The sequence below is a fragment of the Brachybacterium zhongshanense genome (assembly GCF_055385755.1).
Genome location: NZ_AP043790.1, coordinates 2,577,737 through 2,592,989, shown reverse-complemented (window position 1 = coordinate 2,592,989; position 15,253 = coordinate 2,577,737). Strand labels below are relative to the sequence as shown.

General features: G+C 69.8%; 4 protein-coding genes. All 4 read left to right on the top strand.

What is annotated here, in order from left to right; all coding sequences use genetic code 11:
- Positions 1-3: 3 nt before the first annotated feature.
- From ACZ5AJ_RS11610 to ACZ5AJ_RS11595, 4 genes are read left to right on the top strand one after another with little or no spacing between them, the layout of a single operon-like run.
- Positions 4-5,043 (top strand): restriction endonuclease, encoded by a 5,040-nt coding sequence (locus ACZ5AJ_RS11610; RefSeq protein WP_464134703.1) that lies wholly within the window; start codon positions 4-6, stop codon positions 5,041-5,043.
- The gene (locus ACZ5AJ_RS11605; protein ID WP_464134700.1) at positions 5,040-12,002 is read left to right on the top strand and encodes a DEAD/DEAH box helicase; all 6,963 of its coding nucleotides are present in this window, start codon (positions 5,040-5,042) and stop codon (positions 12,000-12,002) included. The genes ACZ5AJ_RS11610 and ACZ5AJ_RS11605 overlap by 4 nt, the downstream gene beginning before the upstream one ends.
- Positions 11,999-14,434 (top strand): UvrD-helicase domain-containing protein, encoded by a 2,436-nt coding sequence (locus ACZ5AJ_RS11600; protein WP_464134694.1) that lies wholly within the window; start codon positions 11,999-12,001, stop codon positions 14,432-14,434. Before ACZ5AJ_RS11605 ends, ACZ5AJ_RS11600 begins: the two co-directional genes overlap by 4 nt.
- Before the next feature lie 2 nt (positions 14,435-14,436).
- Positions 14,437-15,210, top strand: coding sequence for a hypothetical protein (locus ACZ5AJ_RS11595; RefSeq protein ID WP_464134691.1), 774 nt, complete (start codon positions 14,437-14,439; stop codon positions 15,208-15,210).
- Positions 15,211-15,253: the final 43 nt, after the last annotated feature.

The window sequence follows — 15,253 nt, the reverse complement described above, 5'->3', positions numbered from 1 at the left end:
GCCATGGCTGTCAGCGATGCCCTGTATGTGGTCGAGGACTGGATCAGCGAGCACTACTTCACGTCCGACGACACGGCGAAGACCTTCACCGCCCGCACCCGGTCCCTCATGGACCAGTGGCGCAGCACCGGCAGCGAGGACCCGTCGTGGCGCAGCCCGCGGGAGCGCTTCACGAGCGAGCGCACCGCGCTGGTGAGCCGTCTGCTGGATCTGCAGGCCGACGCCGCAGCGTTCGACGAGTCGTCGTCGGCCCAGAACCCTGCGACCGCCCGCGGTGCGCAGCGCAGCGTCGAGCGCCGCGAGCTGCTCGCAGAGCGCTCCGTGCAGATGGCCGACGCGCTGCGCGGGATCCTCGGCTTCGACGAGGACCGCTGGGACGTGACGGTGAACGGCCCGCTGCGCCGCATCGCGACCCGCGGTGTCGACGAGGCGCCGCTGGCGATTCTCGATGCCCTTGCCGCGCCCGATGTGCAGGATGTGCTCTCCAAGCAGGGCGGCTTCCTGCCCGAGGATGTCGTCCTGCACGCGGACACCCCGGACGAGGAGCGTCTGACGAGTGTCGCCCAGGTGCTGTCGGCGCTCGCCGTGGAGCGGGATGCCCCGGAGTTCATCCTCGTGCTCGCGGGCCGCTTCGCGGTGCTGACCTCGTCGAAGCTGTGGCCGCAGGGGCGCTGTCTGGTCGCGGATGTGCAGACGATCGCGGAGCGCAATGATCTGCGGCGCGGAGGCGAGGTCGAGCGCATGCTCGCCTGCCTCAGCGCGGACTCCCTCGCCCCGGACGCGTCCTCGCAGATCTGGTGGACCGAGACGGTCCAGGAGTCGATCGACAACGCGGTGGGCGTCTCGGAGGATCTGCGCGACGGTGTGCGCGAGAGCATCGAGATCATCGCCAACGAGGTCGTCCGGCGTCGCCGGATGCAGGGCCTGGAGCCTCTGCCGCAGGATCAGGCGCAGGTGCTGGCGCTGCAGTCGCTGCGCTATCTGTACCGGATCCTGTTCCTGCTGTATGCCGAGGCGAGCCCGCAGCTGGGCGTGCTGCCCGTGGGCGCGCCGGAGTACCAGGCCGGGTACTCGGTGGATCGTCTGCGCGATCTCGTCCAGCGCGAGGTCCCGCTGGATGCGGCCGACGGCACCTACCTCTTCCAGTCCCTCGGGCTCCTGTTCACCCTGATCGATGAGGGCCACGGCACCGACGCACACCAGGGGCAGTCCGACGGCGGGGAGACGGCCGACGGCGGAGCCGCTGCTGACAGCGAGACTGCTGCTGACGGCGGAGCTGCTGCTGACGGCGGGACTGCGGCTGAGCATGGCAGCGGGTCGCTCGTCTTCGAGAAGCTCGAGGCCGATCTGTTCAAGCCCGAGCGCACCGCCCTCATCGACGAGGTGGAGCTCGGCAACCGTGCGCTCCAGGCGGTGCTGGAGAACCTGCTGCTCTCGCGCGTGAAGAAGGGCCGCGATCGGGGCTTCATCAGCTATGTCGCGCTCGGCATCAACCAGCTCGGCGCTGTCTACGAGTCCCTCATGAGCTACACGGGCTCCTTCGCGGAGCAGGACCTCGTGGAGGTCGCCCGGGGCGGCAATCCGAAGAACGGCTCCTGGGTTGTCCCGGAGGACGTCATCGACGACTCGATGACGGAGCATCTGGTGATGGTCGAGGACGAGACCGGCCGGAAGGTGCCGCGCACCTACCGCCACGGCGAGTTCGTGTTCCGCCTGTCGGGTCGTGCCCGCCAGCAGTCCGCGAGCTACTACTCCCCGGAGGTGATCACCTCCTTCACGGTCTCGCAGGGTCTCGCCGAGCTGCTGGATCCCGTCATCACCGACGAGTCCGACCTCCCCGAGGGAGCGGAGGTCTTCGACGACGAGGACTTCGACCATGAGCCGATCCGCCGACGACGCACCACCGCTGCGGAGATCCTGCAGATGTCGATCTGCGAGCCGGCGCTCGGTTCCGGCGCGTTCGCGATCGAGGCGGTCCGACAGCTCGCCTCCGAGTACCTCTCGCGCCGGCAGGAGGAGCTGGGCGAGAGGATCGACCCGGAGCGGTTCGCGGAGGAGCTGCAGCGGGTCAAGGCGTACATCGCGCTGCACAACGTGTACGGCGTGGATCTGAATCCGACGGCGGTGGAGCTCGCCGAGGTGTCGCTGTGGCTGGACACGATGGCACCGGGGCTGAAGGCGCCATGGTTCGGTCTGCGCCTGCGCTCGGGCAACTCGCTGATCGGTGCCCGCCATGCCGTGTACAGCGCGGACACGCTGCGGAAGACCCGGATGAAGGCCGTCTTCGAGACGGCCCCGGAGCCGCTTTCGGTGACGACGGTCCACGACCAGGTGGGTCCCGACGGGGTGCGCCCGAGCACGGAGGGGAAGATCTTCCACTTCCTGCTGCCGGGGGAGGGATGGCTCGCCGCCGCGAAGGACACGGAGATCAAGAAGCTCGCCCCGGAGGCGGCGAAGGATCTGCGCGACCATGCGAAGCATTGGGGCAGCAAGCTGACCCCGCCGCAGCTGAAGCGTCTCCAGGTTCTGACCCAGCGCGTCGAGGAGCTGTGGGGCTTGGCCCTGCGCCGCATCCGTGCGGCGGAGGAGGCTTCGCGCCGTGCGATCCCTGTATGGGGTGCGTTGACGAGCGCGGGTGGCGAGGTCACCAGGCAGCAGATCGAGGAGAGCCTCGCGGACGCGAACTCCGCCTACCGGCGTCTGCGCGTGGTGATGGATGCCTGGTGCGCGCTGTGGTTCTGGCCGATCCTGCCGGACGACGAGACCGCCCCGCCCACCTTCCCGGAGTGGCTCGACACGGTGGAGAGGATCCTCGGACGGTCCTTGGACGTGGTCCCGCACGGCCGGGGCGGGAAGCATCATCCGGGTCTCGGTCAGCGTGCTGTGGACAGCGCGGAGACCTGGAACGAGCTCGACATGGCGGAGATGATGTTCGGCGTCGGCGGCGCCGCGAACCTCGACCAGCTGATCAAGGAGACGCACTGGCTGCGCCGGTGCATGCGGATCGCGGAGGACCAGCGCTTCTTCCACTGGGAGCTCGATTTCGCCGCCGCCTTCGACCGCGGCGGCTTCGACCTGCAGGTGGGGAACCCGCCGTGGGTGCGGCCGCGCCCGGACGTCGCTGCACTCATGGCCGAGTACGACCCGTGGTGGGTGCTCACGAACAAGCCGTCCAATGCCGCGAAGAAGGAGCGTCGAGAGCTGACGCTCGCTCGTGACGGTGCGAAGGAGACCGTGCTGCTCGGCTCGCGCGACGTCGAGTCCCTCGCTGCGTTCGTCGGCTCAGGCGCGATGTATCCCGAGATGGCTGGTACCCAGCCGGACCTGTATCGGAACTTCATGGCCCGGACCTGGGCGCATTCGGCCGAGTCGGGGATCATCACCCTGATCCACCCACCGACGCACCTGACCGATGCTCGGGGATACGCGCTGAGGCTCGCGACCTATGGCCGACTGCGGAGGCATTGGCGCTTAGTCAATGAGCTTCAGCTGTTCTCCGAGATCGATCATCACACTGTGTATTCGGTCAATGTCTATGGTGACAAGCACGCTGTGGACTTTCTGAGTGCGGTTGCCATCTTCCATCCTGCCGTCGTCGAAGGATCCATCCGGCATGACGGATCGGGTCCCGAGCCTGGATTCAAGGATGCTGACGGGAACTGGGACATCACGCCGCATCGAGCCCGCATCCAGAGGAACCGTCGACCTCAGCTCGCTCTGTGGCATGAGCTGATGGAGTCAGGTGCGCCTGACATAGCCGTGGAGTCGAGCCGCATGCTGTCCAGCGTCAATCATGCCGCGGCCACCGTGCTCGAGATTCTGTCCAAGGCGGGGCGGGTCGGCTCGATGCATCCCGGCTTCAGCCGAGGGTGGGATGAGAGCATCGACCGCACGAAGGGGCGTTTCGAAACGCGCTGGGGAGTGCCGAAGTCATGGAAAGACGTGATCCTTCAGGGCCCCTACTTCCATGTGGGGAACCCTTTTGCTGCCGAACGCAACGAGTCGATGTCCAGCAACCTCGACTACTCAGCTCTCGATCTTGAAGTGCTGACGGCGAAAGCGTTACCGGCTACCGAGTACAAACCGATCTACGGAACCTGGCGGCGGGATAACGGTAAAGTCGCCACGGATACCCTCGGCTACGACGCCGCGTACGGTTTCTGGAAGGTCGGCAGTGGAAGGATCGGTGATCCTGCGAGGGAAGAGAGCGTGCGTGCCCACTACCGGGTTATGTGGCGAAGGATGGCTGCCACGACTGGTGAGAGAACCTTGATCTCCGCCATCTATCCGCCCGGTACTGCTCACGTCCATCCCGTGCACTCGATGGGCTTGCCGGATCGCCCTGCGAGTGAGCTTGTGGCCGCGGCTGCGTCGATGTCGTCGCTCCTCTCTGACTTCATCATCAGATCGACCGTGTCTGGCGACATCTTCATGTCCGCTGTCGGGCGCCTCTCTCAGATCCCGCCCGACCACCCCCTTGCCTCGGCCGCGATCCTCCGCACCCTCCGCCTGAACTGCCTCACCGATGCGTACGCCGACCTCTGGCGCGATGCCTACGACTCGGCGTTCACGGCGGATGCCTGGACCGGGGGACTCGAGCGGTCGAACCGTCCGGCCCTCGGCGACGTCGGCCCCACCTGGTCGATGGCCTCGCCGCTGCGGAGCGCCGAGGACCGTCGGCAGGCGCTCGTCGAGATCGATGCGATCATGGCGATCGTCACTGGCATCTCCATCGACGACCTCGTGACGATCTATCGCACCCAGTTCGGAGTGCTCAACGACTACGACCGCGGTGAAGGCAAGAAGGCATACATCTACGACGCCAACGGACGGCAGATCCCCAGCTCCGTCCGCACCGCCTGGAACAAGGCCGGACGGCCCGAGACCGGCCTGTCGCGCGAGGATCGCACCGCCGTGCACCCCAGCGCCACCGGAGACGGACGGACCATCGTCTACGAACAGCCGTTCCGGATCCTCGACCGTGAGGCCGACATGCGCCGTGCCTACGCCGAGTTCCAGCGGCGCATGGAGGAGGGATCATGACCGAGCTGCTGCCCACCCGGCAGGCCGCCGAGCTGCGCCAGGCGATCACCGACTACGTCACCACCGCGATCTCTCTCGCCGACCCGTCCGTCGCCAACGCCCTCGACGCGTTCCTCACCGATGAGCGCTCCGGCATCTTCCTCGGCCCCTACCTGCGCACCCGACTGCCCTTCGCCGAGAGCGCCGGCAAGACGCCCGCCCGCACTCTCGTGCCGAGCCTGCCCGACGGCTTCGAGCCCTACGCCCACCAGGCCAGGGCCTTCGCACGCCTGTCCACCGTGCCCGACGGGCACAGCGAGGAGGACGACCGCGGCTTCCGTCTGCCGCAGCCCAGCATCGTCACCACCGGCACCGGATCCGGTAAGACCGAATCGTTCCTCTACCCGGTGCTCGACCACGTCGCACGCGCCCGAGACGCCGGCATCAGCGGCATGAAGGCACTCATCCTCTACCCGATGAACGCGCTGGCCAACGACCAGGCCGGACGCCTCGCCGAGATCATCACCGAGAACCCCTCCTATCGCGGCATCAGCGCCGCCCTCTACACCGGCGAGGCCTCCCACACCCCCTCCACCGTCGTCACCGCCGACAGCCTCATCACCGACCGCGAGATCATCCGCGGCGCCGTCCCCGACGTTCTGCTGACGAACTACAAGATGCTCGACCAGCTGCTCCTGCGCCGCGCCGACCGGACCCTGTGGGAGGCCTCCGCCCGGTCGCTGCGCTACCTCGTGCTCGACGAGTTCCACACCTACGACGGCGCCCAGGGCACCGACGTCGGCATGCTGCTGCGCCGCCTCCGCCTCGTCCTCGAGGGCATCGCCCCCGGCCGCGTCCACCTCGCCCCCGTCGCCACCAGCGCCACCCTCGGCGACGGCGAGCAGGCCTCCGAGGCGATGCTCGACTTCGCCCGCACCGTCTTCGGCACCGACATCGGCACCGACGCCGTCATCACCGAGACCCGCGTCGACCTCGACGGCTTCGTCGGCCCCTCCCGCCGCGCCCTCGGTTCCGCCGACGACGGGACCAACAGCCGGACCGGCGACCTGAACCCGATCCCCGTCGACCGGATCCACCCCGGCACCCTCGAGACCGCCGCCGCCGGGCACCTGAGGCCCGGAGCCGCCGTCGACCCCGACGCGCTGACCGCCGACGTCCTCGGCGCGCTCTGGCAGAGCACCGACGAGGACGAGCCCGTGCACCGCGCCGCAGAGCGTCACGGGCTCACATCCCGCGACCTCCTGCTCGCCCATCCCGTGGTCGCCGAGCTCCTGCGCACCACCGCGCGCGCCACCAGCCTCGCCGAGCTCGCCGCGACCCTGTTCCCCCGCATCACCGACGACCAGATCGCTCGGGACTTCACCACCCTGCTGCTCGCCGCCCTCTCCCACGAGCGCGCACGCCCCCTCGCACCCCGCAACACCTTCCCGTCCCTCGAAGCGCACCTGTGGCTGCGGGAGATCACCCGCGTGGACCGGCTCGTCCAGACCGCCCCCGCCTTCCGCTGGTCCGACGCCGCCCCCGAGGACAGCGAGCGCGCCCTGCCCGCCATCTACTGCCGCCATTGCGGCAGGTCCGGCTGGGGCGCCACCACCCGCGCCGTCGGCGACGACCTCGACCTGCGCCCCGACACAATCCGCAGGGCGGCCGCCGACCGCAACGGCCGCTTCCGCGCCCTCATCCTCGACCCCACCGCGGCCGACGAGCCCGCCGACAACACCACCGTCGAGACCTCCCGCCGCCGCTACCTGAACCTCGACACCGAGACCCTCGACAAGCACGGGCCGACCGACGGCGACCTCGACGCCGCCGTGATCCGCGTCCTCGCCTTCACGAGCCTCGACGCCGACGAGAAGTCGACCGCCCAGACCTGCCCGGCCTGCGGGGAGGACGACGGCATCCGCTTCCTCGGCACGAGCCTCGCCACCCTCCTGTCCGTGTCGCTGACCAGCCTGTTCGGCACCCCGGGATTGGATCTGCAGGAGAAGAAGGCGCTCGTCTTCACCGACTCCGTGCAGGATGCCGCCCACCGCGCCGGCTTCGTCGAGGCCCGCTCCCACAGCCTCACCCTGCGCTCCCTGATCCACGGGGCGCTCACGTCCGAGCCCGCACCGATCAGCAGCATCGTCCAGCGGATGCTGGACGCCGCCCGCACCGACGAGCAGCGCTACCGTCTGCTGCACCCCACCATCACCGACTCCGACCGGCTGCGCCCCTACTGGCATCAGGACCCGGAGCGTCGGCGCGGCATCCGCAAGGATGCGCGCGAGCGGGCCACCGCCCGCGTCGCCGACCGGCTCCGCTTCGACGTCGGCCTTGAGCTGGGTCTCACCGGCCAGGTGGGCCGCACCCTGCTGCTGACCGGGTCCGCCGTCGCACAGGTCCGCGCGAGCGACGAGGAGCTCGACGAGGCCGCCCAGCGGGCCCTCGGCACCAGCGAGCCCATGATGGGCGTCGACAGGGAGGGCGAGCCCGGGACCGGTGCTGACACGGATAGCGAGCCCGGGATCAGCGCCGACACGCTCCAGGCCCGACGGCGCTGGGTGCGGGGGATCCTCGAGCGGATGCGCACCCATGGGGCGATCAGCCACCGCTGGCTCGAGCGGTTCCGCAAGGACGGCGGGCCCGTCTACCGCCTCTGGGGCGGTCGGCCCGAGCCCGACATCATGCCCGCCTTCCCGACCGGCCGGGCGCTGCCCCAGCTGCCCAGCATCGGACGCCAGGGCGCGCGCAGCGAGTTCGATGACGCGACCGCCCGCTCCGGCTGGTACACCGACTGGACCGCCCGCGCCCTGCAGCGCGAGCGGGGCTCCGCCTCGACGCTCCTGCGACCGCTGTTCGACGCCCTCGTCGATCTCGGCATCCTCGAGGCCCTCGACGCCACCGGCACCGCCCCGCTGCGCAGCTTCACCCTCGCCTCCGATCGCGTCGAGGCCGCCCTGCCCGCGCCGACCGCGGAGGGCGCGGAAGGAGCTGGGGGAGCGAGGGGCGCCGGGGGAGCGGACGCCGGCACCCCGTCGCTGGTCTGCGAGGAGTGCCGGGAGACGGTCACCGGCACCACCACCGCGCTCGCCCAGCTGGCCGACGGTCCCTGCCTGCGCCACCGCTGCCCCGGGAGGCTCCGGCCGCACACCATCACCTCGACCTACTACCGCCAGCTCTACCAGGGGGACATGCGCCGCGTCGTCGCCCGCGAGCACACCTCCCTGCTCACCGCCGAGGACCGCCTGGACTACGAGCGCTCCTTCAAGACCAGCGCCGAGACGCCAGGATCCCCGAACGTCCTGGTCGCGACGCCCACCCTCGAGATGGGCATCGACATCGGCGACCTCTCCACCGTCCTGCTCGCCTCCGTGCCCCGCAGCGTCGCCAGCTACCTCCAGCGCGTCGGACGCGCCGGCCGACGCAGCGGCAACGCCCTGGACATCACCTTCGTCGCCGGGCGCGGACGCACCGCCGGCCTCTACTACGATCCGCTGGACCTGCTGAACGGGACCGTCCGCGCCCCCGGCGCCTACCTCTCCGCGCAGGAGATCCTGCGCCGGCAGCTGTTCGCCTCGATCCTCGACACCCTCGCCGGCGATGATCGCGTCACCCCGCCCACGCGCATCACGCCGGTGCTGGCCTCCGCCGCACCGGGCACCTTCCTCGGTCACGTCATCGAGGAGATCACCCGCAACGGCGCCGCGCACGTCGACCGCTTCCTCGCCCGCTTCAGCATCGGCACCCACTCCTGGGACGGGCTGACCGCCGAGGCCGCCGACGAGCTCCGCGCCTGGGCCCTCCCCGACGCGGACGGCGGCGCCGTCGGCGAACCTGCGGCTGGCGGAGCTGCGGGCGGTCCTGCGGCCGACGGCGCCGTCGGCGAGCCAGCGGCGGACGCCAGCAGCGGCCTCATCGACGCGATCCGCAGCGCCGTCCAGCAGTGGAACGCCAGCCGCGAGGAGCTGCGGCGCCGCCGTCTGCGCATCCAGGTGAACCTCGATCGGCTCGAGGCGATGCCCGCCACCGATGAGCGCGTCGAGACCATCGAGACCCTCCGCGCCGAGGACCTGCTGATCTCCGCCGAGCAGGAGGACATCGGGGACCCGCAGGCGCTCACCGAGGAGGAGCGGGAGAAGGAGCGCCGACGGCTGCGCAGTCGCGCCGGACAGATCGGCGGCGAGGTCTCCGCGCTCGACAGCGCCCACTGGATCGGTGTGCTCGAACGCTTCGGGCTGCTGCCGAACTTCACCCTCGTCGATGACGCCGTCGCCCTCGAGGCCACCATCATCTGGCAGGACGAGGACGGCACCTGGCGGCACGACCCCGTCAGCTACAAGCGCTCCGGCGCCGCCGCCCTCACCGAGCTCGCGCCCGACGCCCACTTCTATGCGCACGGCCGCGAGCTCGTCGTCGACGCCGTGGACATCGGCGTCGACGGCGGGAACCTCCACCCCACCGCGTTCTGCCCCGACTGCGGCCTCGCCCACCAGTTCGAGCGGGGGCACCCGCCGACCAGCTGCCCCAGCTGCCGCGGCACCGGGATCGCCGACTCCGGTCAGCATCGCGACGTCATCGACCTCACCCGCGTGTACTCCACCATGAGCCGCAGCCGCACCCGCATCGGCGACTCCCGCGAGGACCGCCAGAAGGTGCGGTTCGAGCAGGCGCTGTCGGTGTCCTTCCATGAGGCGCATCCGGTGCGCCGCTGGTCCGTCGCCGACCGGGGCTTCGGCATGGCCCTGCATCGCGGGACCATCCTGACCCGTCTGAACCTCGGCAAGCCCCACCAGGTCGCCGAGAGGATCCGCATCGGCGGAGAGGACCGCACCGCGCCCGGTTTCCTCATCTGCGCCCAGTGCGGCCACCACGACTCCGACACCGCCGGCAACAGTCCCCGCGACCATCAGGCCTGGTGCCCGCTGCGCTACGAGCGCGAGGCCGACAACCGCGCCGCCCTGCTCTCCCGCACCCTGCGGACCGAGACCGTGGTGATCACCCTGCCGTCGGCGATCCTCGAGGACGGCACCGGGGCGCTGCTGACGAACCTCAAGGCGGCCCTGCAGCTCGGCATCGAGACCCGCTTCGGCGGCAGCATCGGCAACGTCGACGTCGACGTCATCGCCCACCCCCACAGCGCCTCGCACAAGGCGCTGCTGCTGTCGGACTCGATCGTCGGCGGCACCGGCTACCTCATGGAGCTCGCCGAGGCCGACAACGTCTGGGACATCCTCGTCCATGCGCTCCGCGCCCTCGAAGGATGCCCGTGCGCCGAAGAGGGACTGGCCGCCTGCCACCGCTGCCTGCTTCCCTACGTGCGGACCGACGAGTACGAGTCGATGCGCCGCGCCACCGCGATCGACGCGCTGCAGGAGCTGCTGCGCGAGGACCGTCCGCAGCTCGGCGAGGCGACCTGGGCGGTCGAGGAGAAGCAGGCGCGCCTCGGCACGGCCGTCGCCGACGGATCCCCGCTCGAGGCCCGGTTCCGCCGCGCCTTCGCCGCCGCCATGCAGAGCATCGAGGGCGCCGACGTCGCCGTCCGCGGGACGACCGTGAGCGTCCGCCACCAGGGACGTCCCTTCACCCTCACCTCCCAGGTCGACATCGCCGGGTCGCGGCCCGACTTCGTCCTCACCTGGCCCGGCTCCGACATCGCCGGCATCGCGATCTTCACCGACGGGCGCAGCTTCCACGCCACCGCCTCCGCCAACAACGCGGCCGACGACGCCGTCAAGCGCATGCGGCTGCGCCGCGCCGGCTACCTGCCCCTCGCCGTGACCCACGCCGATCTCGACGCCGACGCCGCCCGCGAGCGCGCCGCCGCGGAAGGCTCCCCGGGCGAGCAGGAGTTCGCGCCGCTGCTGGTGCCCTCGATGATCGACGCGTGGGCCAGGAACTCCCGCGCCGACCAGGAGCTCGTCCCGCTGCTGCGGGCCACGCCGATGCAGCTGCTCGTCGACGTCGTCCGCAGCGGAAGCACCTCCCGCCTCGCCCGGCTCGCCGTGGAACTGCCGCAGCTGCTGCTCAACCCCCACGGCGGAACGATGACCGACATCGCCTCGGCCGACGCCGCCGAGGCCGTCGCCGCCGGGCTCCTCGAAGGCCGTACGCCTCCCGACCCGACGACGCAGATGACGCTCGCCGTCGTGCAGCGCGAGGACCAGCTCGCCGCCGTCGGCGAGATCGCCACCGGAAGGCGGCGCCTCACCCTCGTGCTCGACGACCGCGAGGATGCCCTGCGCTGCGACACCTTCGCCTCCTCCTGGCGCGCCTGGCAGCATCTGGCGAACCTCGCCCAGGGCGACCCCGATGGCTCGACCCTCCGGCTGACCACGATGAGCCTCATCGAGAAGGGCATCGACGTCGGCGCCGACGACGCGCGTGCGCTGCGCGGCCCGGCGGCCGGTGCCCCGTCGGCGGCGGAGCCGTCGGCCGCCGAAGCCCGCCTGAGTACTGCCCCCGAAGCTCGCCCGGAGACTGCCCCCGAAGCTCGCCTGGAGAGCGCCCTTGCACCCACCGCCGGGCAGGAGCCCGCCCTCGGACACGTGCCCACCGACACGAGCCGCGCGTCGGACCTGAGGATCCCGGAGCCGTCCGAGCTGTCCCCCGACTGGAGGGCCTCCTACGACGACGCCTTCACCGACGACGAGCGGTACATCGTCCTGCGCGCCTCCCAGCTGCAGGTCAAGCCGCCGGTGCTCGGCGAGGAGTTCGAGTCCGGCATCCCGATCGACGTCGCCTGGCCCGACCTCAAGGTCGGCTACGTCGCCGAACCGCTGAATCGGCGCGATGTGTCCAAGTTCGAAGACGCAGGGTGGCGGATCGTCGGCCCCTCTCCTCAGAATGTGCTCGACGCACTGAGCGTGACCGGCGGGGCTTCGGCCGGACAGGGCTCGACAAGCGTCGGTTCGCACGGCGGGCGCTCGACCGGAGAAGGCTCGGCCAGCATGGGGACGGCAGGAGGAGGACAGGCGTGAGCGACGGCATCATCTCGATCTCGGACACCTTCCTCCCCACCCTGTCCACGGTGCCCAAGGACCTCGCCGGCCAGGTCACCAGCACCCTCGCCATGCTCCGCTCGAACCCTGAGTCGCCCGGTCTGCACGTCGAGCCGCTCCAGCAGGTCGCCGACGATCGCCTCCGCTCCATCCGCGTCAACAAGCAGTACCGCATCCTCGCGTTCCGCCTGAACTCCACCGGCCAGGACCTCTGGCTCATCGAGGGCGTCTACGACCACGACACGGCCTACCGGCGCGCCCGCAACCTCTACCTGCGCATGAACCCCGTCTCGGGCACCACCGAGATCCGCACCGACGCCGAAGCCCTCCACGCCGCCTCCGGCGGAGGCCTCAGCGAAGCCGAGGTCGAGGCCCGAGCCGCCGAGCTCGCCGCCCTGCAGCTCGCCGAGTACCAGCGGCACGAGGCAGAGCGGCGCGCTGCGGAGGAGGCGTCCGGCGGGGCTGCTGACCAGGCGGTGGAGCGGGAGGCGGCTGAGCAGGCGGGGGAGCGGGATCCGGAGCCGGGCCCGTCGGCTCCGGTGCTCACGGTGACCGCGCAGCAGCTCATCGACGATCTGGGCTTCGACCGGGATCTCGCTCATCGCGTCGTGGCCGCCGACGATGCCGCTCTGTATGAGCTCGCCGAGTCGACCCCGGGCTGGCAGGGCACCGCTCTCCTCGACCTCGCCACCGGAACCAGCCTCGAGGACGTGCGCGCCTCATACTTCACCGGCGTCAGCGGCGGCAGCGCAGTGGGCACCCCCTCGGGCACCGAGGACATCCTCGAGTCGCTCAGCGCCGAGAAGTCTCAGGCCAACTACCGCCTGATCGAAGATGACACGGCGCTCGCCGAGGTGCTCTCCTCGGGCAGCTTCGGTGAGTGGCGGATCTTCCTCCACCCCGAGCAGAGGACGTACGTGGAGGTGAACACGCGAGGTCCCTACCGGGTCACCGGCGGCGCCGGCACCGGCAAGACGGTCGTGCTCGTCCACCGCGCCGTGCGCCTCGCCCGCAAGGCCGCAGAGAATGGCGAGGACGCGCGGATCGTGCTCACCACGTACACGCGCACCCTCGCCGACTCTCTCGCCCAGCAGGTCCGTGCGCTCGCCCCGAGCATCCCGCGCCCCGGCGTGCTCGGGGCGCCCGGCATACACGTCACCGGCGTGGACCGCATCGCCCACGGCATCGTCACCTCCGCCCAGGACCTCGCGCCGATGGCTGGGGTGCTCGGCTGGACCACAAGCCGAGCGAAGTTCTCACGCAACGCCCGGGAGTGGGGCGACGCCCTCGATGTCGCTGCTGCAGACGGCGCGATCCGAGACCGCACCCAGCCGCATGTCACTCCCGCGTTCCTCGTCGACGAGTACCGCGAGGTGGTGCTGCCCCACCGTCTCCTCGAGGAGGCGCAGTACCTGCGGGTCACCCGCACCGGTCGCGGCACCCGGCTCGGCCGAGCCCAGCGACGCGAGGTGTGGGCTGTCATCGACGCCTACCGCGAAGCGGGCAAGCGCGACTCGGCCCTGGACTGGGACGAGACCTCAGCGGTCGCTGCTGCGATCCTCGACGCCCGAGCCACGTCGGCGGGGGAACGGATCGCCGATCATGTCCTCGTCGACGAGGGTCAGGACCTGCGCCCCACCCAGTGGCAGATGCTGCGGGCTCTCGTCGCCGAGGGCGAGGATGACATGTTCATCGCCGAGGACTCTCACCAGCGCATCTACTCCAATCCCGTGAAGCTCGGACGGTACGGGATCGGGATCCGCGGTCGCTCCAGGCGGCTGAAGCTCAACTACCGCACCACCGCGCAGAACCTCGACTTCGCCGTCTCGATCCTGCGCGGCGGCGACTTCGACATCGCCGCCATGGAGGACGACGACCTGCCCGGAAGCGAGGTCACCCATGGCCCCGAGCGCGGCACGTTCCGCTCCGTGCGCACCGGTCCCGAGGTGACGTTCCTGCCCGCCACGGACCTGGCCGACGAGATCGAGAAAGTCGCAGCTCTGGTCCGCCGCTGGAGCCAGGAGATCGCCGAGGCTGGTGGGGATCTCTCGACGATCGGCGTGCTCACCCGGTTCAACAAGACCCGCGACACCCTCGTGCGTGCGCTCGACGACCGCGGGGTGCGCGTCGTCTCCGTGGACCGCAACACCAGCTACCGCCGCGGGGCACCGCTCGTGATGACGTTCCACCGCGCCAAGGGAATGGAGTTCACCCACGTGGTGCTGTTCGGCGTGGACGACTCCTCGTCCGTAGACCCCGCTCGGAGCGCGTATGACGAGCAGACCCGCCAGGCCGCGGAATTGCAAGAGCGGTCGCTGCTGTATGTGGGGGCGACGCGGGCGCGGGATCAGCTGGCTGTGGCGTGGAGCGGCGAAGCGAGCGGTCTTCTCTCACCCGAGGACGTGAGCTGATCGTGAACGCCGATGCTTTGTACCGATGGGCGCAGGCGCTGGCATTGATCGCGACCATGTCCACAACCTGGTTCGCAATCGTGCGCTTCATGAGGGAGGACCGGCTGGTTAAGCGTCAGATGGAACGCATGGGTCAGCTTGAGAAGGTTTTGTCGATCGCACCCGATGACCTCGCAGACCACATCCACAGGCTCCAACGCGAAGTGGTTGCAGACTATTTGGCGACCGTGATATCTGGGTCATGGAACCGCATCGGAATAGCGAAGCTGCCGCTGGCGGGAACTGCTACAGCCGTCAGCATGTTTTCTATTCTCACAGGGATACTCGTTGCGAATAATGCAATCGATCTGGGGTTGCGGAACGCTGGTATCCTTATCCCAGTTTCGCTTATAGTGGGGCCATCTGTGGCTTGGATTGTGGGATGGTTTGCACTGGGACCCTTGCTGGGCAGACACCTGCTCCGCGAGGAACTGCATCGGCGATTCATAAGGCATGCAAGGATCGAAGGGGCCGTGGAGGACCTCGACCTCTCTTCGGGACTCCGACGCAAAGTGAGCGTCATGGGGGCCGTATGGGCGATCATCATGTACCTCGGCTTGACTGCGGGGACGGTGACGGCATTGAGCCTCATAGCGGGAGCTGTTCAATCGGCATTGACCATGGCCTCCGTTGTGACGACTCTGATGGCTGGGGCGCTTTCTCTTGCTTTCTTGGTTTTTGTGTCAAATGGGCCCGAAAGATACGGGGAGATCGCGATGAGTAGGCGCCACCCGTAGTTATTGGCTTCACGTGAGCACCCGTCCCCGAGTTGCTTGAGGA